Annotated in this window: 25 protein-coding genes and 5 pseudogenes; 19 read left to right on the top strand and 11 right to left on the bottom strand. The window is 68.0% G+C overall.

The window, feature by feature from the left end:
• The first annotated feature begins 55 nt into the window (after positions 1–55).
• Both AC07EJ_RS41920 and AC07EJ_RS41915 read left to right on the top strand, forming a co-directional pair.
• Positions 56–1,378, top strand: a complete 1,323-nt coding sequence (locus AC07EJ_RS41920; RefSeq protein WP_389491614.1) for a UDP-glucose dehydrogenase family protein — start codon at positions 56–58, stop codon at positions 1,376–1,378.
• A 92-nt stretch (positions 1,379–1,470) separates the two neighbouring features.
• Complete coding sequence (locus tag AC07EJ_RS41915) at positions 1,471–2,184, top strand: SDR family oxidoreductase (protein WP_389491623.1); 714 nt, start codon at positions 1,471–1,473, stop codon at positions 2,182–2,184.
• Between the two features lie 173 nt (positions 2,185–2,357).
• Here the strand turns inward: AC07EJ_RS41915 and AC07EJ_RS41910 are convergent, their stop codons facing one another.
• Entirely contained in the window at positions 2,358–2,843 is a 486-nt protein-coding gene (locus AC07EJ_RS41910; protein WP_478886200.1) for an ester cyclase, read from the bottom strand.
• Positions 2,844–2,876: 33 nt separating this feature from the next.
• Between AC07EJ_RS41910 and AC07EJ_RS41905 the strand changes: the two genes are divergently transcribed.
• Both AC07EJ_RS41905 and AC07EJ_RS41900 read left to right on the top strand, forming a co-directional pair.
• Positions 2,877–3,455, top strand: a complete 579-nt coding sequence (locus AC07EJ_RS41905; protein WP_389491625.1) for a PadR family transcriptional regulator — start codon at positions 2,877–2,879, stop codon at positions 3,453–3,455.
• Positions 3,456–3,475: 20 nt separating this feature from the next.
• A pseudogene (locus AC07EJ_RS41900) lies at positions 3,476–4,454 on the top strand (NADPH:quinone reductase).
• Between the two features lie 238 nt (positions 4,455–4,692).
• On the opposite strand, the gene AC07EJ_RS41895 reads toward AC07EJ_RS41900, so the two are convergent.
• The 5 genes from AC07EJ_RS41895 to AC07EJ_RS41875 all read right to left on the bottom strand — a co-directional run bounded on the left by AC07EJ_RS41895 (position 4,693) and on the right by AC07EJ_RS41875 (position 10,493).
• The gene (locus tag AC07EJ_RS41895; RefSeq protein ID WP_478886221.1) at positions 4,693–5,058 is read right to left on the bottom strand and encodes a hypothetical protein; all 366 of its coding nucleotides are present in this window, start codon (positions 5,056–5,058) and stop codon (positions 4,693–4,695) included.
• A 35-nt stretch (positions 5,059–5,093) separates the two neighbouring features.
• Complete coding sequence (locus AC07EJ_RS41890; protein ID WP_478886199.1) at positions 5,094–5,369, bottom strand: hypothetical protein; 276 nt, start codon at positions 5,367–5,369, stop codon at positions 5,094–5,096.
• Positions 5,363–7,237: an integrase gene (locus AC07EJ_RS41885; RefSeq protein WP_478886198.1), complete on the bottom strand. Its 1,875-nt coding sequence runs from the start codon at positions 7,235–7,237 to the stop codon at positions 5,363–5,365. Before AC07EJ_RS41885 ends, AC07EJ_RS41890 begins: the two co-directional genes overlap by 7 nt.
• Positions 7,234–8,886, bottom strand: coding sequence for a hypothetical protein (locus AC07EJ_RS41880; protein WP_478886197.1), 1,653 nt, complete (start codon positions 8,884–8,886; stop codon positions 7,234–7,236). The genes AC07EJ_RS41885 and AC07EJ_RS41880 overlap by 4 nt, the downstream gene beginning before the upstream one ends.
• Positions 8,887–8,960: 74 nt before the next feature.
• Positions 8,961–10,493 (bottom strand): integrase, encoded by a 1,533-nt coding sequence (locus AC07EJ_RS41875; RefSeq protein ID WP_478886196.1) that lies wholly within the window; start codon positions 10,491–10,493, stop codon positions 8,961–8,963.
• A gap of 46 nt (positions 10,494–10,539) precedes the next feature.
• On the opposite strand from AC07EJ_RS41875, the pseudogene AC07EJ_RS41870 reads away from it, so the two are divergent.
• The 8 genes and pseudogenes from AC07EJ_RS41870 to AC07EJ_RS41835 all read left to right on the top strand — a co-directional run.
• Positions 10,540–10,722: pseudogene (locus tag AC07EJ_RS41870) on the top strand (dTDP-4-dehydrorhamnose reductase); the annotation flags it as partial.
• Positions 10,723–10,767: 45 nt separating this feature from the next.
• Positions 10,768–11,311: pseudogene (locus AC07EJ_RS41865) on the top strand (transposase); the annotation flags it as partial.
• A gap of 303 nt (positions 11,312–11,614) precedes the next feature.
• A complete protein-coding gene (locus AC07EJ_RS41860) occupies positions 11,615–12,046 on the top strand; it encodes an Rrf2 family transcriptional regulator (RefSeq protein ID WP_389491529.1) in 432 nt (143 codons plus the stop codon).
• Positions 12,047–12,134: 88 nt separating this feature from the next.
• Positions 12,135–12,887, top strand: coding sequence for an SDR family NAD(P)-dependent oxidoreductase (locus AC07EJ_RS41855; protein WP_389491528.1), 753 nt, complete (start codon positions 12,135–12,137; stop codon positions 12,885–12,887).
• Between the two features lie 61 nt (positions 12,888–12,948).
• Positions 12,949–13,353, top strand: a complete 405-nt coding sequence (locus AC07EJ_RS41850; protein WP_389491527.1) for a nitroreductase family deazaflavin-dependent oxidoreductase — start codon at positions 12,949–12,951, stop codon at positions 13,351–13,353.
• Positions 13,354–13,401: 48 nt separating this feature from the next.
• A complete protein-coding gene (locus AC07EJ_RS41845; protein ID WP_389491525.1) occupies positions 13,402–13,878 on the top strand; it encodes a nuclear transport factor 2 family protein in 477 nt (158 codons plus the stop codon).
• Between the two features lie 105 nt (positions 13,879–13,983).
• Positions 13,984–14,385 carry a nuclear transport factor 2 family protein gene (locus AC07EJ_RS41840; RefSeq protein ID WP_389491523.1) on the top strand — a complete coding sequence of 134 codons (402 nt, stop codon included), beginning with the start codon at positions 13,984–13,986 and terminating at the stop codon, positions 14,383–14,385.
• Positions 14,386–14,766: 381 nt separating this feature from the next.
• Positions 14,767–15,102, top strand: a pseudogene (locus tag AC07EJ_RS41835) (PHP domain-containing protein); the annotation flags it as partial.
• On the opposite strand, the gene AC07EJ_RS41830 reads toward AC07EJ_RS41835, so the two are convergent.
• Positions 15,079–15,447, bottom strand: a complete 369-nt coding sequence (locus AC07EJ_RS41830; protein ID WP_393588746.1) for a winged helix-turn-helix transcriptional regulator — start codon at positions 15,445–15,447, stop codon at positions 15,079–15,081. The pseudogene AC07EJ_RS41835 and the gene AC07EJ_RS41830 sit on opposite strands and share 24 nt — an antisense overlap.
• Before the next feature lie 443 nt (positions 15,448–15,890).
• Between AC07EJ_RS41830 and nadC the strand changes: the two genes are divergently transcribed.
• The 3 genes from nadC (at position 15,891) to AC07EJ_RS41815 (ending at position 18,308) form a co-directional block, all read left to right on the top strand.
• The gene (gene nadC / locus AC07EJ_RS41825) at positions 15,891–16,784 is read left to right on the top strand and encodes a carboxylating nicotinate-nucleotide diphosphorylase (RefSeq protein ID WP_389491520.1); all 894 of its coding nucleotides are present in this window, start codon (positions 15,891–15,893) and stop codon (positions 16,782–16,784) included.
• Positions 16,772–17,629 carry a PhzF family phenazine biosynthesis protein gene (locus AC07EJ_RS41820; protein ID WP_478886195.1) on the top strand — a complete coding sequence of 286 codons (858 nt, stop codon included), beginning with the start codon at positions 16,772–16,774 and terminating at the stop codon, positions 17,627–17,629. The genes nadC and AC07EJ_RS41820 overlap by 13 nt, the downstream gene beginning before the upstream one ends.
• 385 nt (positions 17,630–18,014) lie before the next feature.
• Positions 18,015–18,308 (top strand): DUF1330 domain-containing protein, encoded by a 294-nt coding sequence (locus AC07EJ_RS41815; RefSeq protein WP_393588715.1) that lies wholly within the window; start codon positions 18,015–18,017, stop codon positions 18,306–18,308.
• A gap of 1,081 nt (positions 18,309–19,389) precedes the next feature.
• Here AC07EJ_RS41815 and AC07EJ_RS41810 read toward each other — a convergent pair.
• The 3 genes from AC07EJ_RS41810 to AC07EJ_RS41800 form a co-directional block, all read right to left on the bottom strand.
• Positions 19,390–20,163: a hypothetical protein gene (locus AC07EJ_RS41810; RefSeq protein WP_393588717.1), complete on the bottom strand. Its 774-nt coding sequence runs from the start codon at positions 20,161–20,163 to the stop codon at positions 19,390–19,392.
• 31 nt (positions 20,164–20,194) lie between these two features.
• Complete coding sequence (locus AC07EJ_RS41805) at positions 20,195–20,701, bottom strand: hypothetical protein (RefSeq protein ID WP_389491513.1); 507 nt, start codon at positions 20,699–20,701, stop codon at positions 20,195–20,197.
• A 243-nt stretch (positions 20,702–20,944) separates the two neighbouring features.
• Positions 20,945–21,454 carry a 2'-5' RNA ligase family protein gene (locus AC07EJ_RS41800; protein ID WP_478886194.1) on the bottom strand — a complete coding sequence of 170 codons (510 nt, stop codon included), beginning with the start codon at positions 21,452–21,454 and terminating at the stop codon, positions 20,945–20,947.
• A gap of 538 nt (positions 21,455–21,992) precedes the next feature.
• Between AC07EJ_RS41800 and AC07EJ_RS41795 the strand changes: the two genes are divergently transcribed.
• The gene (locus tag AC07EJ_RS41795; protein ID WP_393588722.1) at positions 21,993–22,412 is read left to right on the top strand and encodes a DUF6234 family protein; all 420 of its coding nucleotides are present in this window, start codon (positions 21,993–21,995) and stop codon (positions 22,410–22,412) included.
• A gap of 347 nt (positions 22,413–22,759) precedes the next feature.
• On the opposite strand, the gene AC07EJ_RS41790 is transcribed toward AC07EJ_RS41795, so the two are convergent.
• Entirely contained in the window at positions 22,760–23,479 is a 720-nt protein-coding gene (locus AC07EJ_RS41790) for a hypothetical protein (protein WP_389491505.1), read from the bottom strand.
• A gap of 507 nt (positions 23,480–23,986) precedes the next feature.
• On the opposite strand from AC07EJ_RS41790, the gene AC07EJ_RS41785 reads away from it, so the two are divergent.
• The 3 genes and pseudogenes from AC07EJ_RS41785 to AC07EJ_RS41775 all read left to right on the top strand — a co-directional run.
• On the top strand, positions 23,987–24,334 hold the full coding sequence (locus tag AC07EJ_RS41785; protein WP_389491503.1) for a hypothetical protein: 348 nt from the start codon (positions 23,987–23,989) through the stop codon (positions 24,332–24,334).
• Between the two features lie 65 nt (positions 24,335–24,399).
• Complete coding sequence (locus AC07EJ_RS41780) at positions 24,400–24,690, top strand: hypothetical protein (RefSeq protein ID WP_389491500.1); 291 nt, start codon at positions 24,400–24,402, stop codon at positions 24,688–24,690.
• A 106-nt stretch (positions 24,691–24,796) separates the two neighbouring features.
• A pseudogene (locus AC07EJ_RS41775) lies at positions 24,797–25,103 on the top strand (serine/threonine-protein phosphatase); the annotation flags it as partial.

The following is a 25,103-nucleotide window of genomic DNA, read 5'->3' as shown; positions in this document are numbered from 1 at the left end:
CGTCGGGGGCACACCGATTCCGGTGTGCCCCCGACGAGACAAGGAACGACCTGGAATGCGTGTTTCCGTGATCGGCTGCGGTCACCTCGGCATCCCGCACGCTGCGGCCATGGCCGAGCTCGGCCACGAAGTCATCGGCGTGGACGTCGACCAGGCCAAGGTCGACCGGCTCAACGCCGGCGAATGCCCCATCTACGAGATCGGCCTGCCGGACCTGCTCGCCCGCCACACCGCGAGCGGGCGCCTGCGTTTCACCACCGACATCAGTGAGGCCGCCGACTTCGCCGAGCTGCACTTCATCGGCGTCGGAACACCCATCGACGCTGACGGCCGCTCCTACGACACCGCACAGGTCTTCGGCGCGATCCGTCAGCTCGCCCCCCACCTCGACCGGGCATGCACGATCGTCGGGAAGTCCACGGTCACCGTCGGCACCACCAGCCAGGTCACCGCCCTCGCCCAGCGCCTGGCCCCCGCAGGCGACCAGGTCGACGTCGTATGGAACCCGGAGTTCCTTCGCGAAGGCCACGCCGTCGAGGACACCCTCCGCCCGGACCGTCTCATCGCCGGCCTGACCACCGTCGAGGCCGAGAAGGCCATCCGCACGGTCTACGCCCCCATCCTGGACGCCGGTGTCCCGATCTTCGTCACCGACCCGCAGACCGCCGAGCTCGCCAAGGGCGCCGCGAACACCTTCCTCGGCCTGAAGATCAGCTACATCAACGCAGTCGCCGACATGTGCCAGGCCGCGGGCGGCGACGTCTCCCAGATCGTCGACATCCTGGGCATCGACCCCCGCATCGGCAGCGGCGGCATGCGACCCGGCATCGGCTACGGCGGCGGCTGCCTCCCCAAGGACGTCCGCGCCTTCACCGCTTCCGCCCGACAGCTCGGCGCCGAACAGGCCGCCACCCTGCTGCGGGCCGCCGAGGAGATCAACGAGAACCGCACCACCGTGGCCCTGGGGCTCATCACCCGCGCCCTGGGGGAGCGCCCCATCAAGGGCGCCCGCATCACCGTGTGGGGGGCTGCGTTCAAGCCCGGCACCAACGACGTGCGCGAGTCCCCGGCCCTCGCCCTGTCCCAGGCTCTCCAACAGGCCGGCGGCATCGTCACGGTTCACGACCCGCAAGCCGTGCCCACGGCGATGGTCCGCAACCCGGAGCTGGACTACACCGACGACCTGGGCGCCTCCCTCGACGGTGCCGAGCTCGTTGTCCTGGCCACCGAATGGCCCGAATACCGGCAGGCCGACCCCCAGGCCCTGGCCGGCCGCTCGGCCAACCCCCTGCTCGTCGACTGCCGCACCACCCTCGACCCCGCGCCCTGGCGCTCGGCAGGCTGGACCATCCACCAGCTCGGACGCCCCGGAAAGTAGAACCGGTCCCGCAGGCCCAACGGCGAAGGCGGTCACCCGAACACCGGGGTGACCGCCTTCGCCGTTGGGCCTGCGGGGCTACGGTGACGCGCATGACCATTCTGATCGTCGGTGGCAGCGGCTTCCTGGGGTCCGAACTGATCCGGCAGGCGAGGACGGCGGGGCACACGACCGTCGCGACGTACGCGACTGGGCCGGGGCGCTCATCCCCGACCGCGTGGTGCCCCCTCGATCTGCGGGACGCGGGAAGGCTGGACGCCGTCATTGCCGACGTGAATCCGGCCGTGGTCATCAACGCATCGAGCGGCGGGGCCGACTGGGCGGTTACTGCAGAAGGTCCTCTTCAGCTCGCGATCGTCGCGGCGAGGCACGGAACCCGCATGGTTCACGTGTCGAGCGACGCGGTGTTCTCCGGTGCGGGCCGGGTCCACTACGACGAGTCCTGTCTCCCGGATCCTGCCACCCCGTACGGCGCAGCCAAGGCCGCGGCCGAGACAGGGGTCCTCGCGGTCCACCCGAAGGCCGTTGTCGCCCGCACGTCGCTGATCATCGGCCACGGGAGTTCCGAGCACGAGCAGCTGGTGCACCAACTGGCCGCCGGCACAGTCGATGGCGCCCTGTTCACCGCCGACATCCGCTGCCCAGTCCATGTCTCGGACCTGGCGACCGGCCTCCTGGAACTGGCGTCGGGCGGAGCAACAGGCATCCACCATCTCGCAGGGACCGACGCCCTGAACCGTCACGTTCCCTGTCAAGTTCATCTGTTCAGGTTCTGTGGGGTGCTCTGGGGCCCGAGACGCATGTGACTGTGCAGCCGATCTGGCCGCTGAGCATCTGACCTGGCGGGTCTGATCAGCTCAGATGCCGGGCAGGGCGGCGGCCCCGTCTCTCCACTGCGCGGTCTTCACGTGAAGCCACGCCAGTGAGAGATGGCTCCGCTGTGCCGGAGCGCGCGAAAAGGTACCCAGCGCGACTGGGCTCACGGCCCCGGTACGGCACCGATCTGCTGCATCACCCCAAGGAGGTCGGGCTGCCCCCGTTCGCCGTCGATCCGGCCGTCGGCCAGATAGTAGAAGTTCATGGCCTGCACCGAGATCTTGTTGCCGCTCGCCGGGATCCCGAAGAATTCACCGTCGTGGGTTCCCCGCATGGTGAACCGCGCGGCGACCGTTTCACCTTCGGTGACCGTCTCCTCCAGCGTCCACTGGACGTCCGGGAAGGCGCTGCGCATCATCCCGAGGACTTCCATGTACCCATCGGGCCCTCGCAGTGGTTCCGGGTGGCTGGGCGCGTGGAACACCGCGTCCGGAGAAATGACCTCGCGGGCGAGATCCTCGTTGCCCGTGTTGATGAACTCGACGAAACGGTTCATCACTGACTCGGTGGACTGCGATGGCATCGTGCTGGGCCTCTCCAGAGACGTTTGGGCGGGTAGCTGCGAGCGTAACATCGAATCGATGTTCACATCGATTCGATGTTCGCGTGCGAAGATGGACTCATGCTGGAACTCGCGATACTCGGCTTCCTCGCCGAGGGACCCCTGCCTGGACACGAGCTGCGTCGCCGCGTCTCACAGCTGACCGGCTATACGCGGCCGGTCAGTGACGGCAGCCTGTATCCGGCGATCAATCGTCTGACCAAGGCGGGCTTGATCGAGCGGCGTGCCGACCCGGCCGCGGGGGCGGCCCGGTACGTGCTCAGCCTGACTGCGGCCGGGCGGGCCGAAATGCTTCAGTGCCTGCGCAAGCCCGCCGACCACGAGATCACCGACTTCACCCGGTTCTACGTCGTCCTGGCATTCCTCTCCCACCTGCCCGACATGGCCGAACGGCACGCGGTGCTGCGCAGACGGCTGGAGTTCCTGGAAGAACCGGCGAGCTTCTTCTACGACAACGAGCGGCCCCTGCGTGCCGAGGAGGTCGCCGACCCCTACCGGCGGGGCATGCTGCTCACCGCCCGCGCCACCAGTCGCGCCGAACGGACCTGGCTGCGCGAGACCCTCGGGGAGGAACCGCCCGCATTCGACACCGGATGCACCGACAGCGATCCGCATGCGCCCGCCGCTCCCGCGAGCTGACTGTCCACGGAGGTACCCCCATGCTTGCATCCTGGGTACGACGAACAGGGACCCGCCGCCGATGTCCTGCACGTCGGTGAACTCCCTGATTCCGTCCCCGGCCCCGGCGAGGTCCGCGTCCGCATCACCGTCTCGGGCGTCAACCCCGGCGACACCAAGAAGCGGCGCGGCTGGCTCGGCTCGTCCATGCCCTTCCCGCGGGTGATCCCGCACAGCGACAGCGCCGGAGTCATCGACACCGTGGGCGCCGGAGTCGACGCCCGCCGCGTCGGGCAACGAGTCTGGGTGTACGGGGCCCAGTCCTACCGCCCCTTCGGCACCGCCGCCCAGTACACCGTCGTCCCTGCGGATCTGGCCGTCCCGCTACCCGACCACCTCAGCGACGAACTGGGCGCGAGCCTCGGCATCCCCGGTATCACCGCCCACCGCACCGTCTTCGCCGACGGCCCGGTCGACGGCCGACTGGTCCTGGTCCACGGAGTTCTGGGCGGCGTCGGCTCCCTGGCCGCCCAGCTCGCCCACTGGGCCGGCGCCACCGTGATCGCTACCGTCCGCCGAACCACGGACCTCGACCACGTCGACCCGGCCGTCGCCCACGCCGTCGCCCTGGACACCGGCGACCCCGCCGCGGCCATCCGCTCGTACGCGCCGCGGGGCGTCGACCGGATCATCGAGGTCGCGCTGTCCGACAACGCCGACCTCGACAACGCCGTCGCCGCCAACAATGCCGTCATCGCCGCCTATGCCACCCGCGCGGACCGCACCGAAGTCCCTTTCTGGCCGCTGCTGTTCAACAACGTCACCCTGCGGCTGCTCGGCAGCGACGACTTCCCCGCCGAGGCCAAGCGCCAGGCCGCCCGCGACCTCACCTCCGCCGCCGCCGTCGGCGCCCTCACCGTCGACGTCTGCGACCGCTACCCGCTGGACGACATCACCAAGGCCCACGACCACGTCGACACCGGCGGCGGCCACGGCCGCATCCTGCTCACCATCCCGTAGAAACGACCGGCTTCGCTGTCAACGCGGTTGCGCACTGGCATGGCGCCACAGACACCACCCTCATGTCCCACATCGCCATGGTCGTCGGCGACAACAGCGGTAACGCCCTGACCGGCAAAATCTGCCTGCCCAGCTCCGCCAGGTCAGGTGCTCAGTCCGCCAGATCGGCTGCTCAGTCTCAACGCAGAGGAGCCGCCCCGGTGTGAAGGTGGCCGGGGCGGCTCTGTAGGTGGAGTGCTCAGCGGTTCGGCGGTCGGAAAGGGAAGACGTTGTCCGCGACGGGAGAAGGCTCGCTCTCGGGTCCCTTCTTTCGGGTGAGAACTGCGCTGGCGAGGGTCAGCAGCGTCACCTGCTGACGAAGCTCCTGGAGCTCCGCTTCCTTATTGGCCAGAGTCTTCTTCAGTTTGGAGACGGTTTCGCGGAGTCGTTTTTCGCTTTCCGGCAGCTGCTTTGTCTCGGTGCGGACGCGCTCGTAGAACTCGTTCTTGAGATCGGCATGCCGTTTCATGAGAGCCATGCGGTGGACGTCAGCCTCGACGGCGAGCGCGACGATGGTGAGACTCCCGTTGGAGGCGGTGGGCTGCCCGTTCAGGAGCCGGTCCATGGCCTCGCGGATGCGGGTGCGTTCGTTCTGCTGGTTCACGCGGCAGCCTCGGCAGGTCGGGCGGTGGCGTCGTGGGTGTCGGCGATGGTGCGGAGCTTGTCAGCGTTGTGCCGCAATCGTTTGCCGAGCGGGCCGGGCGAGTATGCCGCGAGTTGGTCGATCTCATCGGCCCGTTCCCGCAGCTGCCGGGCATGGGAGTCGGTTCGAACTGTGTTGCCGCAACCGGACTGGCAGGCGTACTGCCGTGGGGCTGTTGCTCCTGGCTCGGGGTCGCAGAGCGCGGTCTCCCGCTTGAATGCGCAGATCAGCATGGCGTCGGGGTTGCAAAGAGGACAACGCCGTCCCGGGCGAGGAATGCGGCTGCCTTCTTCGCGAACGTCTTGGGGACGATGCGGCCCTCGAACCGTGGGGTCGTGGCTGCGGCGGTTAGAGCCCGGCGGGCGGCTGGCCCGGAGACCTTCTCGCCGGCAGCGATGCGGTCGCGGAGGCGGGCGGCGGTGTCAGCAGCGGCCAAGGCGGTCTCGACATCGAGGACGGAGTGCATTCCGCTCCGGCTGCGAGAGCCGTATCCGCTGGAAACTCTGGCGTCCAGGACGGTGCGCATGTGCCCGTACTGAATGGCCAGTGCGACCAAGCCGCCGGGGCGCCGGGCAATGTGCCAGGCCAAACTACGTCTGAACCGAGACATTCCGATCGCGCCATGAGGGTCCTCGGGGATGACCTGGCCGGGCAGGCCCTGGGCCTGTGCCTCGTGGTTGACCCAGGCCACGAAGTCCTCGATGCGCTTGTTCAGCCCGCCGCCTTTCAACGCCCCGTGCCGGCCCCGTTGGAAGGCGAAGTCGTGGTGAGAAGCGCTCAAGAGGAGCTCGCCGTCGGGGACCATGCGCTCCAGGACGCGGATGGCGTGAACGACTGGGGTGATGGCGACCCAGGGGACCTCGCGAGCTTCGCCGGCGGATATGTGGTTGCCGTCGTCGTCGACGACGTTCTTGTAGTGCTGACTGCGGATCAAATGCCGACTGACAGCGCCTTGTGTGCCGGGCTCCGGATCGGGGCAGCAGCCTGTCCGTAGCCCTTGAACTTCTTGCGGACGCATGCCTGTGAGGTAAAGACATATGACCACCGCGGCGGTGCCCAGGTGACGCATCAGGGTGGCAGCCTCATCGAAGTCCATGCTTTCGCGCCAGGGTTTCCCGTTGATCCCGCTGACCGGCACCTCCAGCGGGCATGGGCCCGGGTGCTCGTTCGCCAGGCCGGAGAGCTTGTTGCGCGCGACGAAGTAGTCGATCTGTTTCACGCTCGCGCCGGTGACGGCGGAGATGTAGGAGCGAGCCAGCCCCCGGCGGCCGTGCATCCGGACCGAGGGCAGCCCGCGGCCCGACCGGACATGCGGCAGCAAGAACTCCGCAAGGACAGCCTGCCCATCGGGGATGGCCGGGTTGGCCTCAGCCGCCGCGACCAGACGGCTCCTCTCGGCCCATGCTGCCAAGATGTCGTCGGCGAAGTCATCGACGAACCGGATGGCCCAGACCAACAGCGGCCCCAGGACTGCCGGATCCAGAGGTTCCGTACTGTTCTCTCCTCGTGCCGGGCTGGTGGCGGCGGCGGGAAGGAAGTCGTCGATGCCCTCGATGTCCCATGGCGGCTGGGTGACGCCCGCAGGCCGGGCACTGAGCTGGTCGAACGCCCACAGATCTGTCAGCTTGGTGCAGACCTTCGCGGCGTGGTCGCGGGAGACGCCGTCGCCCCAGCGCTGGGTGATATAGACCCGCCACATGTCGTCGGTGCAGTCGGTAAGACTGCTGAGGCGGCGCGCGTGTAGCCATCGCGCCAGCCGCATCCACTCGTTGCAAGTGTCCCTGATGTCCGCAGCGGACGTCCTGGCCCGGGAATGGCTTCCTCGCGTCAGAAGGTAGGTGGGACGAAGCCGGCCGTTGATCATCGTCCAGGGCGTCTGTTTGACCTGGGCGAGCAACGAGTCGGGACAGCCCTGCCAGTGGATGGTGGACAGCACGGTGCTGGGGCTGTCGATGAGCGGGGCCAGCGGCCAGACGGGATCACGGTACTGCGCGTTCGGGTGCGTGTTGCCGGGGCTGATCCATAGGGGTAGCACCACGGGGCTGTTCGGATTCGGCGGAGCCAGAATGTACGGGTCGTTCTCGATGGCAAGGCTGGTCACGGGGCGAGGTCTTCCTTCAGCAAGAGCTGGACGACGGTGCAGTCGGTGTCGCTGACGCGGGTCAGGGCTGCCTTCCAGGCAGCCGGGCCGACCTTGTCCCGCAGGTTCTCCAGTCGCAGCAGATGGTCGTTCCAGCGGCTGTGGAACGTGTCATCGTCCAGGGCGGAGCGCAGGCTCAAAATCTGCTGGTGCAGCAGAGCGAGCCGGGGGTGGTGGCCCGGGTGGACGTGGGCATTGGGACAGGCCATGCAGAGCAGGAAATCCGCTCCGCAGCCGCCGCCCGGAGCCGGCCAGGGCGTGGTGGTCTCGTCCTCGCAGTCCACTGTCGCGGTCGGGTGGTGATCCGGGTCCGCCTCGTCCGTGATCTTCCCGCCGAACACGGCGGCCATCGCCTGTTCCAGAGCCTCGTTGGCACCAGTCGCGAAGTCGTCCCGGGACGCGTGCTGAACCTGCTTGTCGGGCAGCACGTAGACGCTCTCGTGAGTGCCCTGGGTGTGCTGGAGGGGGCGTCCCTCGCGGGTCACCGTCGTCCGGCGGGTTCGCTGGAACGGTGATCCGTGCAACCCGTGGCTGCGGGCCCACGACTTGGCCATGGCGTAGGAGATGCCGAACGACAGGGGCTCCACCGCCGATGGACGATCCAGACCCAGATGTCCCTGTCCGGGTTGGTGAGCACGAGCGACCATCAACAGATCTATCTCGGGTGCCAGACGGTTCGCCAGCGCGCGTCCGTGCGCCGTGGCCTCCAGTGCCTGGGTGATCAGGCGCCCTGGGGAGTCGGCTCCGGAGTCTGTGATGTTCTCGGTCGAGAACCAGTGCCCCCTGCCAGCTCTGCGCTTTTCGAGCTGGACCTGGTAGGTGGCCGAGGTCGTCTCGCCGACCGATGGTGTGGTGGTCGGCACGGGCATACGGCTGTAGAGAGACAGGTTCCACCCGAACCGGTCAGTCAGGAGCACGGCCAGCGCGGTGAGCTCCCCGCGGGTCAAGAAGAGCCTGCCCCAGGTTTTCTCCGACCTGTTGCCGCCCAACAGTTCGTGGTTGGTCACCGCTCTCTGCCCGGATGGGCGAAGAGTGCGAGGGGCATCACCGGTGCGGGCGATATGGTCGAGGATGGCGCCGATTTTCCATTCGCGGCTGCCTTCGGTGACGTCGCCGGCCCGCCACCTGTTCAGCAGGCGTGTGTTCTCGCCGATCCGAAGCCAGGCCGAGCGGAATTCGCGCTGAGCGGCCAGCACCACCCGGTTCCGTTCGTCCTCCTCGTAGGACTGCTTACTCGGCGTCGGCCCAGGAACCCGGCGGGCCACTTCTTCGGCCAACGGCCCAGTAGAGAGCCGGGGGTCCCGCCGCAACAGTCCACGGATTGTGCCCAGCACGCTCCGGCCGCTGTTGGTGCCGATGTTCTGGTTCCGCCAGCTCTGAAGCGCTACGACGGTGAGACCGTCCAGATCGTCCGGCGGGCTGTCCAGGCCCGAGACGAATTCTGCGAACTGGTCGATGTGTCGCCAATTGGTCCCAGCTGTCAGATGACTGGTCCACCCACGAGATCGGACCGCGAAAACTGCGGCCAGCGAGCGCTGCATCGGCTCGGCCACCGGCAGTTCGGCGAAGTCGTACTCCTTGAAGCCAGCCTTGCTGACCACGGTGACCACGAGTCCGTCCGGAGCAAGAGGTGGCCTGGTGTGGTGGTCGGCCGGCGGGAGGACAGCCTTGCGTCCCCGCCCAGTCACGAGGCCACCTTGAGGAGGGCATCAATGTCCTGAATGCCGGCGGTTTCCCGGGCCAGGCGAGCGAAGACACCGTCCAGGTCCTCCGCCTGCTCACTCTCGTCCTCGTCAGCGTCAGCCATCGCCAGGATCGACTCCAGCTGCAAGTGGGCGACCGCCGCGAGGTAGTGCCGTTTCGTCGTCTCCACGTCCGTGTGCCCGAGGATCGTCTTCACCAGCCACCACGGGTCACCGAACAACAGGGCGAAGTCCCGCCTCTCCGCCTTCGCCAGCCCGTAACGCGTCTCCATCAGCTGATTCAGCACGATCAGCAAATAGAGCGCCGCCGAGTGCCGAGCAGAATGCGGCGTCGCGTACGGAGACTTCCCCAGCACCTCCGCAAGCCGGAAGTCCCGGGTGATCTTCCGCTCCTCCTCGGTGAGCAACGTTTCCTCGCAGCGCAGGTTCGCGGTCCTGAACACCCCGTTCCATCGATCAGGTGCCATCGGCAGACCCTGCTCCGTCAGCCATAGATAGGCAGGCTCCGGCCCCTCTGCCCCCTCCAGAAACAGTGACTGCCGGTCCATCCAGCCCAGACGGCTCAGCTCCCGAGCACCGGCGACGCCGTTCCGGTCCACCCACTGCACCGTCGGGTTCCGCCCATTCGTCACTCGGGTGATAAGCCGCATCACCGGCAGCCGCTCGTAGCGGCCCGCTGCCTGTGCTCGCTGGATTGCCCAAGCCCGCTCGGACTGGATGTAGACCTCGACCTGCCCGACTGCGTCCACCGTGGCGTAGAACACGCGGCTGCTCTTCGACCGCGTCACGGCACCGGCTATTCGGCCGTGGCAATATCGCCCGCGCCGAAGACGTTGGGTCGGCAGCTCGAACGTCAGCAACGACCCGCCCTCCTGCCGCCGCAGGGCCGAGGACAGCAGCAGCTGAACAAAGCTCGCATTCCGCATCTCCGTCCGGGAATCCCACCCCGGCGCCGGCAAACCAGCACGGGTGTGGCCGCGCAGACCGACGTCGGACCACAGGCCCCAGGTTCGCGGCGTCAGCCACGACACCCGCGAACTGACCGAGTCCGCCGCCCGGTCCTCCCGCCGCGACACGTCCACCGGCAGCGGGCGTACACCGCCCCACCGGAACAACTTCGTGAACGCCGCCGCCTCCCGGTCCCATTTGGTCCCGCTGATGCTGTCCGGGTTCTCCGGTGCTTCACACCGCCAGTGCCGGAAGTCGTCCAGGTCCTGTTGCGTCGCTCTCCGCCACTCGACCCGCCGCGAGGACAGAAATTCGAGCAGTAGACGCATATCCGTCGAGTAGTTCCGCTTCGACTCACGTTCCATAGACCTGAAGGCTTCCGAGAGGACGAAATTCAGAAGGTCCGCATCGACCACTCCATCCGGCCGAACGAACACCGGATCACCCGGTTTGAGACCGATCCGGGTAACCGCCTCGGGCAGATCCCGCACCCCCAGAACCCCCTCCGTGGGGAGCGTCCCCCACCGGCCCGGATCCGGTACCCGCACCACTTGCCACGTACTCAACTGCTACCTCCACTGATGCTTGAACACGCTCAAGCATCAGGGAAGTCACGAGCTCGGCACCCTGATCGCCAGACGCGACGGTCTCGACGCCTCTCGTCTGCCCACGGGCCTGCGGGCCAACAGCACCGTTCCAGGGGCCCTCGATGTACGCCTCCAGAGTCAGGCGACCCAGCGGCAGTTGCGCACTGTGCTGCGTGGAGCCCGGCAGTTCCTGCGCCCCGGTGCGTGACGCGACTGGCTCGCCCGCGCACGGTGTGACAGCAAGGTGTAGCAGAGGCCGTCGGTAGAGGCGGCGTACTGGCGCACTAACTTGACTATGCGCCAGCTCGCGCCGTTGTTCGGGGTGCCGAAGTCCGCGGCGGACCGTGTGATCGACCATCTCGGTCCCATGCTCGCGCTTCAGCCCCGCAAGCGGTTCGCCAAGGACGCCGTGCTCATCGTGGACGGCACCCTGGTGCCCACTCGCGACCACACCGTCGCCGAGCCGTCGAAGAACTACCGCTACTCCACGAACGACCAGGTCGTCATCGACGCCGACACCCGGCTCGTCGTCGTGGTCGGCCGACCGCTTCCCCGGCAACCGCAATGACTGCAAAGCCTGGGAGGAGTCCGGGACCAAGGCCGCCGTCGGCAACACCATGACGATCGCCGACAGCGGCTACCCGGGCACCGGCGTCGTGATGCCTCACCGCCGCCGCAAGGGCGAGGAACTGCCCGACTGGAAGCAAGCACACAACAAGTCCCACAAGCAGGTCCGGGCCCGCGTCGAGCACACACTCGCCCGCATGAAGACCTGGAAGGAACTCGCCGACCGACGGGCGGGTGTGGTCGCCGCCTTGCAGGAGCGGTTCGAGCACGCCGTCGCGGAGGGCGATCTTCCCGCTGACGCCGACGCCGCCGATCTCGCGCGCTTCGTGATGGCCGTGAGCAACGGCATCGCAGTCCACGCGGCCGGCGGGGTCGCCCGCGAGGAACTGCAGCGCACGGCCGACCTCGCGCTGCGCGCCTGGCCCAATGCGGACTGAACCCGACCGCCGCCGGCGCCCGCAAGGGCGGACCCCTCCGGTTGCCCCACCCAGTCGTAACGTTTAATGTTGCTTCTATGAGGAGGTGGCGCCCTGGTGAGCGCAAACAGCAGGCTGACGATCGCAGCGCACGCTCTGGTGTGGATGGAAATCCATCAGCGAGGCGGGGATGAGATCGCTACGTCAGAACAGATCGCGGGAAGCGTGAACACCAACCCGGTGGTCATCAGGCGCCTGCTGGGAGAGCTGCGCAAGGCGGGCCTCGTCACCTCTCGGCGTGGCGCGGGCGCCGGCTGGACCCTGGCGCGAGAGCTGGAGTCCGTCACGCTCCTCGAGGTCTACGAAGCCGTGGAGCCCAGCGCCCTGTTCGCCATGCATCGCGCCGAACCCAACCAGGAATGCCCGGTCGGCTTCGGTATCAGGCCCGCGATGCAGGACGTGTACGACGAGGTCGAGGCGGTGCTGCGCGGCCAGCTGGCCCGCACCACGCTCGCCGATGTCCTCCGGAATGTGCTGGCGGCGCGTTAGGGTCGCAAGGTCCCAAAACCCCCTGAACCTGCCGATAGTCACGGCATTTGTTGTAACAAGAATTGTTCTCTCTGAGAGGTGGATCGTCATGGCACAGCTGGACAACAAAGTGGCCCTCGTGACAGGCGGCACGACCGGTATCGGTTTCGGCATCGCACAGCGGCTGGCCGCCGAAGGCGCCACCGTCTACATCACCGGCCGGCGCAGGACCGAACTCGATACCGCGGTGGAAGCGATCGGCCCACAGGCCATCGGAGTGCGCAGCGACGTGTCGAACCTCGGCGATCTCGACCGCCTCTACGCAACGATCGAAGAGCGCAGCGGCCACCTGGATGTCCTGGTCGCCAACGCGGGTGGTGGCTCTTTCGCCCAGCTGGGGGAGATCACCGAGGAGCACTACGACAGCGCCTTCGACATCAACGTCAAGGGCCTCGTCTTCACCGTGCAGAAGGCCCTTCCCCTGCTGCCCTCTGGCGCCTCCGTCATCGTGCTCTCCTCCACCAATGCCTCGAAGGGCATTCCGGCGATGAGCATCTACAGCGCCACCAAGGCAGCCATCCGCAACCTCGCCCGCTCCTGGGCCGGTGAGCTCGCCGGACGGGGCATCCGCGTCAACGCCATCAGCCCCGGCCCGATCGAGACCCCCGGAATCTTCGGCCTGGCCGGTGACGACCCGCAGGCCAGGCAGGAGTTGAAGGACACCTTCAGCGCCCAGGTCCCGCTCGGCCGGATGGGCCGTCCCGAGGAAGTCGCCGCAACGGCCGTCTTCCTCGCCTCCGACCAGAGCTCCTTCACCACCGGAGCGGAACTGTTCGTCGACGGCGGCCTCGCCCAGGTCTGAGGCTTCCCCCGCGACAACCGCCGACAACACCCGTCCCTCCTGCGAAATGAGAAGGACTCGCATGCTGTTCCAGGAAGAGCACATCCGCGCGTACGAGGAGACCGACGGTACTACCGGCCACGAGTGGCTCGACGGGAAGTACACGCTGGTCCTGACCACCATCGGCCGCAAGAGCGGCGAGGAGCGGAAGTTCGCCGTCATCTACCGCAAGGTCGGCGACGACTACGTCGTCGTCGCTTCCCGGGGCGGCATGGACACCCACCCCAACTGGTACCTCAACCTCCTCGCCCACCCCGAGATCCGCATCCAGGTCGGCCCGGACAAACGCACCGTGCGCGCCCGCACCACCGAGGGCGAAGAGCGGGAACAGCTGTGGCCGCTCATGGTCGAGGCATTCCCCACCTACGCCGAATACCAGCAGCAGACCGACCGGATCCTGCCCGTCGTCGTGCTGCAGCCCATCTGAACAACCCTCGCCACCCACCCCATATCGCTCTGATGGGAGGACAGGCGCATGAAGAACGCCCACGAACTCCTGCTCGCGTACCTCGACTCCGTGGCCGACCCGGACAAGGCCGCAGCGCTCTTCGCCGAAGACGGCGCCATCGAACTGCCCTACCTCACCTCCCTCGGCATCCCGGCACGCACCGAAGGGCGAGAAGCCATCCGCGCGTTCCTGACGAACCTCGGTGAGGCCGTCCCGACCTTCTCCTTCCAGGCACCGGACATCCTGATCGACACCCCCGACCAGGTCTTCGCCGAGTACGCGTTCGAGACCGTGACCGCAGACGGCAGGCCCTTCAGCCAGCTGTACGCCGGCCGCCTCGTCGCCAAGGACGGCTCCATCACCCTGCTGCGGGAATCTCTCGACGTCGTACGCGCCGCTCGGGCCATGTTGCCCGGCGGCGTGGCCTGCATCCCCCGCCGAACAGATCGCAAGGTCGCGCCTCTGGAAAGGCAGTTCATGGCTGAGGAGATGGCAACGGGCTGACCAACCGGATGCTGGCGGGACCGAACATCAAGACAGCGGCCTGACCTGAAAGCCGTGCAAGCACCATCCGACAGGCCGAATCCGTTCGGCGAAGAAGGGCAGATCATGAGTGAGAACACGCGCAACGTGGTGGCCGAGCTCCTCGAGCGCATCGGGGCGGGCGACATCGCAGGAGCGGTCGAGCTGTTCGCACACGACGCCGTTTGGGAGATCCCAGGCGACCCGGGCATCGTCCCCTGGGTGGGGCGTCGCACTGTCGAGGACATCCCGGAGTTCTTCGCGACGATCAGTGCGCACACCGACCGCGAGCTGTTCGACGTCGAGCGGATCATCGTCGACGGCCCGAACGCGGTCCTGATCGGACGGGCACGGGTCGTCGTCCGATCGACGGCCAAGGTGATCGACACGCCTTTCGCCATCGACATCGTCGTCAATCCCGAGGGCCGCATCAGCCGTTACTACATGTTCGAGGACTCCTGGCACGTCGCCCAGGGAGTGACCCGCTAACGGGCGCCGAATCGGCTACACCCACCGCGCCGCTCTGGACGAGGTGTCGGCTCCCACGTTGAACTTCCCCGCCCCCAACAACCGGGCCCTGGCCAAGATGATGCAGTTCGCCGGAGCCACCGTGGACGGAGTCCCCTCGATCGAGCCCCCACTGCTGCAGGCCGACAATGCCCGCTACTCCCGCATGGAGCAGCATCTGGATCAGCAGCCCGGCGGTGAAGGCCGGCTTGCGGAACAGACCGGCCGGCAGCAGCGGGTTGACGGAGGACACAACCGATTTGGGACGTGGGTCACCGTCGGTTCGAGGGTCTCAGACCTGGAGCTCCGCGGCCATGCCGGAAGGGACACCGTCACCAGATCCAGGCGTACGTGGAGCGGCTCATGCATCTCCACGTAGCGTCCGGCTATTCCACGCGCTACGGCGCATCCCGTCCCGAGGTCTTGGTGCGGAGAGCCGTCGAGCGGGGCATGGAGTGGCTCGCTCTGACGGATCGCGACAACGTCACCGGGGCCGTTCGGTTCGCGAAGTCGTGCGCAGCGCATGGAGTGCGCCCGATCTCCGGCGTTGACCTGGCGGTTGCTTCCACGAGGATTGGCGGAGGTTTCGCGCCTGTCCCCGGCGCTCGGCCTAGCCACGGCAACCTCGCGACCCGGCGGTCCCGCCCCGCCGCCGATCCGAGGCGGGGCGGGGCGTCAGTCCGCGGAGTCCCTCTCCGGCGTCCCGTCGTCCACGGTGTCCGGATGTGAGACGCGGCTGGCGGACTGGTCGTCGGTGTGGTCCGCCCCTTGCGGGTCGATAGTGGCCGCCCAGCGTCCCGCCCAGCGGGCGAGGGGGTTCAGAGCGTGGCGCGCCTCCTGTCCCAGCGGGGTGAGCTCGTAGCGGCTGTCCGGTAGTTGGTGAATCACCTGGGCATCCTGCAGTTCGGTCAGGCGCTGCCGCATCACGCTGGAGGACATGTCGTCGCACCGCTTCTGCAAGGGGCGGAATCCAAGCGGACCCGCGCGAAGCTCCCACAGGATGCGCAGACTCCACCGCCGCCCGAAAAGATCGAGTGCGGCCATGAGGGGGCGGCCGGTGGTCGAGCCGCGAACAGGATTGCCAGGCCTGGGTGTTGCCATGTCGGGATGTCCAGCTCTCCAGGGTTGATGCTTCGAATACCGACACGCTAGCATCAGTGACCGCTTCGGAAATCGAAACGGAGGAGGCTGTTGTGGCACTGCCCCGACGACCTGGGTGAGAGGCGTTCCTGAAAGCCCGTGTCGACGGAGGCGAGGCCGGCCGGGAGGACCGGTACATGCGCATGGTGCCCCGAGTTCGACGTCGGCGCCGAGTCGCACGGACGGCTCACTCGGAACTTGTTCGTGGCGGGGGGACGGGTGACCGGCACGCGGGAGATCGAGTGCAGGATCCACCAGGTCCTGTGAACCGGCCCAGCGGAACTTCAGTGCTGCCTCGTCGGCGATTGCCGCCACCAAGCCAACATCCACTCAGAGGTGGAGACCAGATGACCACGACCGAGTTTCCCTCGACGGCAGCACGGGCCGCCGCCGCTGCCGCCCTGGCCGAGGACGCGTCAGGGAAGGACATCACCACCGGGTGGAGCGTTCCCGAGGAACTGGTGGCCACGGCCGAGATCCGCACCCGGCAAAGCGGCATCGCCGCCGGCCTCCCCGTGGTCGCCGAGGTCTTCGCGCAGGTCGACCCCGAGGTCAAGGTCGGGCCGGCCGTCGCCGACGGCGCCCGACTGGCCGACGGCCAGGTCCTGGTGCACCTATCCGGTTCGGCGCGCAGCCTGATCACCGGGGAGCGAACGGCGCTGAACTTCCTGCAGCGCATGTGCGGCATCGCGACGCTGACCGACCACTACGTCCAAGCTGTGGCAGGGACCAGGGTGCGCATCCTGGACACGCGCAAGACGGCGCCGGGCCTGCGCGCCCTGGACAAGTACGCGGTCACCGCCGGCGGCGGCCACAACCACCGCCTCGATCTCGAGGCGATGGTCCTGCTCAAGGAGAACCACATCGCCGCGGCGGGCGGGGTGACCGCCGCGATCGAGGCGGTCAGGCGCGGGATGGCGCGCACCGGGCGGACCGTGGAGAGCGATGTCGAGGTGCAGACTGTCACACAGGCCGTCGAGGCCCTCGACGCCGGAGCCCGCTGGATCATGCTCGACAACATGCCGGTGGCCGACATCGAGCAGGTCGTGAAGCTCCGGGCCGGGCGGGCCGACGCTTCCCGGATCCTGCTGGAGGCCTCGGGCACCATCCGCCTGGACACAGTTCTCGCCATCGCCGGGACGGGCGTCGACCTCATCTCGGTCGGGGCGTTGACGCACAGCGCGCCCGCACTGGACCTGACCATGCTGCTGACCACCGGCCCGGTGCCATGTCCGAGGTAGCGGTCGTCGTCGCGTGTCAGCGAGACGGCGCGGGTGGCAGCCCGACCGCCGTTCTGGATGATGCGCCGTTCACCGACGAGGAGCGATGCCGCATTCCCACGGCGTTGGGAACATCGCACGCCGTCTTCCTCCGCGCGACCGGAATCGAGCGTCGTCAGCCCGCGTACACACTGCGGTTCTTCACCGCCCAGGGCGAACTGCGCGCCTGCGGACACGGCACCGTCGCCGCCCTCGCCGTGCTCGCCGAACGGGAAGGCGGCGACCACGACTACCGCGCCGCCCTGCGTACGGCCCACCGCAGCTTCGACGGTCGGGCAAGCCGAAACGGTGACGGCCTGACGGCGTCGTTCGACCCGGGCCCGGTCAGCCTGCGTAGCACCGGTGGACCCGAACTGAGGGCAGTCGTAGGCGGCCTCGGACTGATAGAGGACGCGGTAGCCGGCGACGCCTGCGTGGCGTTGAACGGGCGGCCGAGGCTTCTGCTGCCCATCCGATCCCGCGCCGCACTGGCCGAACTCACGCCGGACTTACCCCTGTTGCGCGCAGCCTGTGACCGCTACGGTCTGCTGGGCTGCTACGCCTACTCGCCCCCGGACCGACACGGCCGAGCAGCAGCCCGGATGTTCGCCCCGTCGATCGGCGTCCCCGAGGACATTGCCAACGCCAACAGCACGGCCTGCCTGGCAGCGCATGCTGCCGGGTTCGGCACACACCGCCTCGCTGTCGACATGGGTGATCACCTCGGCAGCCCGTCCACCATCACAGCGACCGCCCACCGCGACCGCACGGGACACCGGATCCGAGTCGGCGGCCAGGCGGCGATCGTGCGCACGGTCATGCGATGAGGCCTGCGCGCTCAAGGCGAGGGTGCCGGTCCGCAGCAGGTCCAACTGCTCCTGTGAGAGCCCCGCCAGTTCTGGCGGCATCTGTGGCAGGGGCTCAGGGTTGATGGCCGATCACGTCGTACTGGTGCGACTCGTACCTACTTGTCGGCTCCTCTTCGTACCAGTCCGGGCCGCGGCCCTTCCGGCGAGGCCAGTCATCGACTCGACCGGCTCTGGCTCGTGCTCGCCCGCCGACGCTCACCCGAGACCAATCCGATCGCAGCCCCGGCCGGTTGATCGAAGCCGTCCGACTTCGACGCCGTCTCCGTCGGCTCGCTGACCCACTGCGCGCCGGCCATGGATCTGAGCATGCTTCTGATCATCAATTCCGAACACAGGAGGTACCGTGGCCAAGGGCTACTGGGTCAGCGTCTACCGCACCATCGCAGACCCTGAGAGGCTTGCTGCCTACGACAAGCTGGCCGGTCCAGCCGTCAAGTCCGCGGGCGGGCGGCTGCTCTCCCGCGGCAGCCGGGTCGTCGCACACGACGCCGGAATCGCCGAGCGCACCGTCCTGATCGAGTTCGACAGCTTCGAACAGGCGGTCGCCGCACGCGCGAGTGCGGCCTACCAGGAGGCACTGGCCGTACTTGCTGACGGCGTCGAGCGCGACTTCCGCATCATCGAAGGCCTCGACTGACGACCGATGCCGCGTCAGGGAGGAACACGATGCCGGCTGCGGGGATCACCCCGGCTCGTCAGCGCGCCGCACCGTCGCGAAAAGCGTCAGGCCGGTGGCATCGGCGGTGATGTCCGGTCCGGCGACGGTTCCTTCCCGGCGGCGCGGCGGCTCGGACGTCGGCCTCGATGTCGGCGGGGGTGCCTTCGACGAGGTCCCAGCGGCCGATGTGGGTCATCAGGGCGGCGTACGGGTTCGGGGTCGCGATGTTGGAGAAGTAGAACGTGTCTCCGGGGCGCCACAGGCGGGACAGGGTGGTGCGGATCAGGGCTCGAGTGAAGCGTTCTTCGAGGTAGTCGAAGAGGCCTCCGGCCAGGACCAGATCGAAGGGGCCGTGGTCGGCGGCCAGATGGGCGGCGGTGCGCAGGACGTTGCCAGGGGGCCGCGGCGGTCTGGGCGCGGGTCGCGGGCGGCAGGTGTGTGAGGGCGTACTGGAGGGCGTCGGGGTCGACGTCGTGGAGGACCAGGCGGTCGGCGGGGTGCAGGAGAGCCGGGTCGACCCGGCGCAGGTCGGCGGCGCCTCCGGACGCTATCAGCAGGATGCGGCGGCCGGTGGCGCGCGCGAGGGGCCGTGCTCGGAACGTCCGCCGGGTCGCTCCCGAGTGCGGACTCGATGAGCGCGGCCTGGTGGGCAATCTTGTTGCGGTGCTGGTCGGTGAGGGGAGCGTGCAGGAGGCAGTCGTCGAAGTGGTGGCCCCAGGGGCCGGGCACGCCTCCCGGGCTGACCGCGCAGGATGTACTCGATGATCTCGAAGCCGCCGACCCGGCCGCGAGCCTGCTCACGGCTCAGCCGGACCATGCCGCCGGCGTCGACGAACATCTCGGCCAGCAGTGCCATGGCCGCCGTGACGGTGGCCTGACGGGCCGTGGCGAGCGCGGCAGGGAGTCGGCGGAGGACGAAGTCGTCGAAGTAGCGGTGTGCGGTCTGCGTCGGCGATCGCCGGGAGTTCGGCCAATCAAACTTCGCCTGTCACGCACCGGGCCGTCCGCTCGAAACGAACACGCCCGGGCCCGCCGGGCTCGCTGCCCGACTTCGCTCTCATCAGGTGGCGGCGGCCTCAATGAGCTTTCCCTGCTCGCGCTCCGCAAGGGCCCTCATGCAGTCCTCTCCGCGCCCCGGACCCCACACGAATGACCAGACGGCAGGATCGGCGGCACGGACCGCGGAGGCCAGCGCGTCGAGAGTCCTGAGCACGCGCTCCGCGCCCAGGTGGACCTTCCCGCCGATGTACGCTCGGTCGATCTCCTCCCGGCCAGCCTCGGCCTCCGCATCCCGGACCTTCTCCAGGGCGCCCTGCGTGCGCAGCTCACCGTTCTGGTGAGTGAGGAGGTGTCGCAGCTCCCTGGCCCACATCACTTCGGCGGTGTCCACCTCGTTCGTGAGCACCGCGTGGGCTTTGACGAGTGTTCCCCAGCCCGGAGATTCGAAGTTCTTCGGTGTGACCAGTCGGAGGGCGCACTTCTGCCCGTCGACCGTGACCCGGTACCCCTTCAGCACCTCCTGCAGCGCCTGCTCCAGGTAGACCTCGAACGCCGTCACGCCGGCCTTCAGCACCGAGGCTTCAATCAGCCAGAGGTAGTCGCTCGGCCATAGTCCATCGACGGCATGGTCGAACATGTCAACATGCTCGTCCCCGTGGTGCCGGTCCGGATCGAAGACTGCGGTGAACGACGCTTCGGCCTCTTTCCAGGTTCGGTCGTAGGCCGCGTTGGACCACTCGGCAGAGAGCCGCAGGCAGGCGCGGTTCTGCGCGTCGGTCGCCCGCCAGCTGTCGAAGGTCTGGCTGACGGTGCCGCTGGCCTCGTTCCATGTCATGGAGCGAGAGCAGAGACGCCAACTGCCGTGCTCACAACGGATTTCCGTCCTGGTCACGGTTCATGGTGGGGATCCCCTCTGACAGCTCCCGGCCCTGAGGAGGGACCGCGCGGATGTGGGCCGCCGGCTCAAGGTGGGTAGCCACCGCGTGTGCTTCGGCTTCCAGTAGCCGTCGTGACCGCAGCCGCTCGATCTCCTCGTGCTGGGCCGCCAGCCGCGAGATCGCCATGACCTTGAACTCGGTCAACCGCGCCACCTCCGCGTCACGGTGGGAGATCCGTCCACGCAGCTCGGCGTTCCCCTTCTTCAGCCGCTCGATCTGCGCGGCACGAGGGTCGACGATCTCGCCGGCGTCCTGCAGTTCCTTGAGGCGGCGGCTGAACTCCTCGGCAAGATGCTGGTAAGCCCCGGTCCGCGTGGTGCCGTCGCGGTTCTTCTTCGGATAGAAGCCGGTTCTCGTCACCCCGGCGAGTGACGCCAGGGTCTTCAGGTCGGCCTTGGCGCCGGGCGGGAGATCGCCTCTCAGGATCTTCTCCATGGCAGCCCGTACGGCCGACTCGTTGCCGGCCTTGTCTTGAGCGTTGAGCCGGGGCACGTCACGCGCTCCCTTCGCACATCGCGGCATCGATCTCGGCGACCACCCGAAGGGCACGTTCACGCTCGGGGAGAAGGCGCTTGCGCTCGCCGACTGGCACCCGCGGGCTTTCGAGGAAGACCGTGAAGTACGAGCGCGTGTCAGAGGCTGGTCGTAGCGTCTTGTCCCTTGTGCGTTCGGATCTGGTCAGTCGTTCGCGCCCGCGCTCAGGGGGAAGCGTCGAAGGACGGTGAAGGAGTTTGCGGTCGTCTGGGTGAACAGAAGTTCCCGCGCCCAGACCGTGCCCCTGGCGCAATGTCTGGCCAGCTCGGCATAACACTGTGGTCCGCGCCTGCAGGTGCGTGGATGGGCGATCGTGACATGCGCGGGGAAGCTGATGGGTGTCATCGGAGGGGACAACAAGCCTCGGCGCAGGTCTGCCCACCCCCGGTCCACGTCGTCAACCGCGACGAACACCCCACCGCGGCCCTCGTCTTCCGTGAAGACCTCGCCCAGGCGCAGCCGGAAGGCGGGTGTCTGGTGGTGGCAGAGTTCAGCCCGTTGCAGGAGGAGAGCTTCGTCGACGGTCTCTTCCGGGTAGGTGACGGTCACGTGCGCGGGGATGACGCTGGCCATGACGGGGTCCCACTCGTGTCTCCACCGTTCGATCTGCCCAGCCTCCGGCCCGGCCAGGTTCACACACAGATGCCGTCTCATGGACGCAGCGTAGGTGCGGTGTCGCTTGCTTCTCGCGGTTCGAGTAGCCAGCGGCATCGGCTCGCTGCTCGGGCCGATCCTCGCCGGATGTGGCACGCCGGTGGCGCGTGTCTCTCCCATCGCGGCCGCCAACTATGGCGCTCAGACTCGCCAACTACGGCGCTCAGTCACATGAGCACGGCAGATCGCGAGTGGAGCTGTCCGTGTCCTGTCCGTCCTGTCTCAACGAAGAGTGGGCAGTCTCGGAGTGCTGTGGGCACCGTGACTCACGCCTCGCGAAAGTCTGGGCAAAGGGTGTGGTGGCTCAGCCTTCTCTGGGCAGCCCGGCGCGATTCTCCCTACCGTCGTCCTGGAGGCCTGACAGGCGGGACGGCTAGAGCCCGATGACAGCGTTACGCGGGCACGTCGACAACCAGCACCTCGAGTTCGCCGAACTTGTCGGTCAGGGCAGCGTGGCAGCCGAACTCGCTATCTGACCAACGTATTTGAGTAGCTGTACTCAGGCGTGCCGTCCGCCCGCTCGCCCAACATGGGAAGAATGACGAAGTGGATCCTCGACGTCGGCCTGGCCGTTCTGTTGGCAGGGCTCGAAGTGGTGGCGCTGCTTGCTGTCTGGTTCGTCGGAGCTATGGAGAAGTGGGCTGCCAAGGGAGCGCCTGTTCCGGATCGGATGGGCCGGGACGTGCTGGCGCTGAGCGCGGCGGCGGCTTTCTCGGCCTCCATTGGGTACGGCTGTTCTCTTGCCGCTCTGCCGGTGGCATGCGTGTCCCAGCTGGTGATGGCAGTGCTTCTCACGCTGCTGCCTTTCCTGAGTGTGGGCACCGAGTGCAGCAGGTGGATCGGGAGAGAGCGACGACGGCGCCGTCTTCGGCGGGAGCGACTTCGCTGGCACGAGTCCCAGCGAGACGACAGCCGCCAGACCTCGGCGCAAGGCCGCCAACCTCGGCAGCCGCGGTGACGCGCGGACGCTCTCGAAGTCGCACCGTGACCGGTCTCTCGCCGGCGTCGTCACCGCGCGGTTCGCGGGCAACTGCAACATTGGCGTCAGAGTCTGGGGCGTCCTCGTGAGACCCGCCACCGCCGTCGGCGCGACCTCGCCCGATCGCCAGCCTTCCCGGCGTCCCGGACCCCAGCAACGGTTGGGAGGAGGGCGCCGAGACTGCGTCACTTGCCCACAGTTCTGCGAGACACCGGGCGAACCGGGGTCTCGCAGAACTGGGGGCACTGCAGGTCACAGGCTGGACGTGCCCACACTTACCTGGGACAGGACACCTGTCCCCGTGATGTGTAGGCAGTCCACCGTGCTCAGTGGGGCGGTGCGCATCGCTGAGGGAGCGTGACGATTCCGGGGCGGTGCTCGAATGTGTCCATGACCAGCCATTCGTCCAGCTCGGGGTCGTAGAGGTTCTGGACGCCGAACTGCAGTACCTGCCAGAAGGTGCCCCGGTTGTTCTCGTCGACATAGATGTCGCCCAGAGCGAGCGGCAGGCGCGGGTGGTTCCCGGGAGGGAGCTCGGGCAGGACCACGCCCACCCGCCAGTGGTTCACGTACCGCGGCGTGGTACGCCTGAGGGTCTCCCGCCCGACGAACCGGGCTTTCTCGAACCCCTGGTTCAATGCCTTCAGGTTGAAGCCCGGGATGCGTGAGCAGGGGTGCTCGTACAGGCCCGGCCATTTGTACGTGAGCGTGTAGAGCGTGTCGTGGTAGATCAGGTTGGTGAACCAGATTGGGTACTGCGGGCCCCCAGCGGTCATTTGGCTGTTGCCATCCCGCCCTTCCCAGGTGAAGGGCACCGTGATGTCCAGGTCCCGGACGACCCACTTGCCCTTGCCGCGGAAGTCGCGGGGGAGGCGGGGCGGAGGTGGAGTCGGGGAGGGGGTTTGCGGTGCGGCCACCGTCCCGAACGAGAGCGCGGTCCCGGTCCGGTGATCGGCGCCGGCCGCGGACGGAGCGGCCGGCACGAGCGCGAGCGCTCCGGCAAGAGCGGCCGACACGGCCATCAGACGGGTGCCATTCTGGCCCATGTTCTTCCTCAGCTGTCGCCTCGGCGCCGTCAGGACGCGTGGAGAATAGAGCTGATACTGCCCCGTTCTCTCCTAACCTGCACTTTCCGACACCGGCTTTATCGAGAGCGCGGCTGAGGTGTCGTCAGTGTCTCGCTGGCCGAACCGCCCCACCACAGAGGACCGGTGCCGACAGCCCGCCATTCCCGGTACGGGGGCGGGTGCAACCGGCGCATGACGATCACGATGCAGGCCGTGAGCGCGCCCGCCGCGCCCTGCCGGTCGTAATCCCTTCTCCGGGCCCCTTATTTCGTGCGGGAAGTCCGAAGTCCAGCGGTCGTGCCGTTTGTTCGTTGACCTCCGGGCCGGGACGCCCCGAAGCCCGCGCTACAGCCAACGGTCTCGTACCCGATCCCGTTCGACCGCCCATGAGCACAGCGGCATCCCCGGTGCGGAGGCAATGCCCACTTGCTGGGGCCGAGCAGGACTTTCACACTGCGGATCACGGGCATGGGGAGCGGGGGAGTCATGGCAGCACGACGACGGCGCCGACTGAGGAAGCGCACACGCAGGCAGTTACAGGGCTGGGGCGCCGTGGCGGCGGTGCTCGCCGCGGTATGGGTGGCCAGGAACTGGGCGAGGGTGTGGCCCGTCCTCCTGATCGTGCTCGCCACGGCCGTGCTCGGCACGGCCGGGTGGAGCCTATGGCGCGCACACCGGGCCGCGGTCGGTCAGGACCGGCAGTGGCGCGCACAGGAGGAGGCGAAGGTATGGGAGTTGCCAGAGCAGCCGGACCGAGCGGAAGGCGAGAGCGAACCGCTGAACAGCTTGTTGATGATGCTGGGGATCGCAGCCAAGAAACGCAGCGATGGGTGACCTCTACCAGGCGACCGTGCCACTCGCGTTCTGGAAGACGGTCGCCCCGAGGCTGCTGTAGCCGGTTGCCCGGCACCGCCGGCCGCAGCATTTGCACGCCGCCCTGCTCGAGAACCGACCACTTCGAGGCGTTGCCCGACATCGCTCTCGACGAGACCAGCGAGCACGGGGATGCTCACGGCGACCTGCCCAGCACTGCAACCGCCTCGCACAACTCACCGGTTTTGATAGGACTTCTGCGAACGACGACCTGCGGATTCACGATCGGCTCCGGGGTGCTCGCAGAACTCTCGCAACTGGTCATTTATGCGAGGGACTGGGCGTGCCTGCCCGCCGCCGAGGTGGAACTGGTGTGACATCGCATGCGGGCAGTGGCCGCGGTCAGGCTGAGACACCGGTGTGAGATCGCATGCGGGCAGTGACCGCGGTCAGGCTGGGACATTCGCATGAGCGGAGGCAAGGATGCCGGGTGACCCGTTCGGGCTGGCCGAGGTGCTCGCCGCTGCGGAGGACGCAGCGCCGGGGGCGTCTCTCGCTGTGGTGGCGCGCAATCTACGCGACCGGTTCGACGCGCGGGCGGTGTCGTTCCTGTTCGTCAGCGTCGCTGGCCGGCAGATGGTGCGGGTCGACGAGGGGATCGCCCCGCGGGCCGGCTTCGACGCCGATCAGATCCGGCTGGCCGGCAGCGTCTACGACCAGGTGCTGCGCACCCAGGAGCTGGTGCAGGCCCCCGACGCCGGGCACGGAAAGCGGGTGTTCGCCCCGGTGA

This window comes from Streptomyces sp. NPDC045026, assembly GCF_056432625.1.
The sequence above is the reverse complement of the archived record's forward strand: the minus strand, read 5'-3'. Positions and strand labels throughout refer to the sequence as shown.

Coding starts and splice junctions, on each gene's coding strand:
- AC07EJ_RS41800 (WP_478886194.1), bottom strand. CDS start 21,454: ATGAGACGGCATCTGTGTGTGAACCTGGCCGGGCCGGAGGCTGGGCAG.
- AC07EJ_RS41785 (WP_389491503.1), top strand. CDS start 23,987: ATGGCAGCACGACGACGGCGCCGACTGAGGAAGCGCACACGCAGGCAG.
- AC07EJ_RS41890 (WP_478886199.1), bottom strand. CDS start 5,369: ATGCTGATCTGCGCATTCAAGCGGGAGACCGCGCTCTGCGACCCCGAG.
- AC07EJ_RS41915 (WP_389491623.1), top strand. CDS start 1,471: ATGACCATTCTGATCGTCGGTGGCAGCGGCTTCCTGGGGTCCGAACTG.
- AC07EJ_RS41905 (WP_389491625.1), top strand. CDS start 2,877: ATGCTGGAACTCGCGATACTCGGCTTCCTCGCCGAGGGACCCCTGCCT.
- AC07EJ_RS41845 (WP_389491525.1), top strand. CDS start 13,402: ATGAAGAACGCCCACGAACTCCTGCTCGCGTACCTCGACTCCGTGGCC.
- AC07EJ_RS41805 (WP_389491513.1), bottom strand. CDS start 20,701: ATGGAGAAGATCCTGAGAGGCGATCTCCCGCCCGGCGCCAAGGCCGAC.
- AC07EJ_RS41795 (WP_393588722.1), top strand. CDS start 21,993: ATGACGAAGTGGATCCTCGACGTCGGCCTGGCCGTTCTGTTGGCAGGG.
- AC07EJ_RS41850 (WP_389491527.1), top strand. CDS start 12,949: ATGCTGTTCCAGGAAGAGCACATCCGCGCGTACGAGGAGACCGACGGT.
- AC07EJ_RS41895 (WP_478886221.1), bottom strand. CDS start 5,058: ATGGACCGGCTCCTGAACGGGCAGCCCACCGCCTCCAACGGGAGTCTC.
- AC07EJ_RS41820 (WP_478886195.1), top strand. CDS start 16,772: ATGTCCGAGGTAGCGGTCGTCGTCGCGTGTCAGCGAGACGGCGCGGGT.
- AC07EJ_RS41920 (WP_389491614.1), top strand. CDS start 56: ATGCGTGTTTCCGTGATCGGCTGCGGTCACCTCGGCATCCCGCACGCT.
- AC07EJ_RS41790 (WP_389491505.1), bottom strand. CDS start 23,479: ATGGGCCAGAATGGCACCCGTCTGATGGCCGTGTCGGCCGCTCTTGCC.
- AC07EJ_RS41810 (WP_393588717.1), bottom strand. CDS start 20,163: ATGACATGGAACGAGGCCAGCGGCACCGTCAGCCAGACCTTCGACAGC.
- AC07EJ_RS41830 (WP_393588746.1), bottom strand. CDS start 15,447: ATGGCCGCACTCGATCTTTTCGGGCGGCGGTGGAGTCTGCGCATCCTG.
- AC07EJ_RS41855 (WP_389491528.1), top strand. CDS start 12,135: ATGGCACAGCTGGACAACAAAGTGGCCCTCGTGACAGGCGGCACGACC.
- nadC (WP_389491520.1), top strand. CDS start 15,891: ATGACCACGACCGAGTTTCCCTCGACGGCAGCACGGGCCGCCGCCGCT.
- AC07EJ_RS41840 (WP_389491523.1), top strand. CDS start 13,984: ATGAGTGAGAACACGCGCAACGTGGTGGCCGAGCTCCTCGAGCGCATC.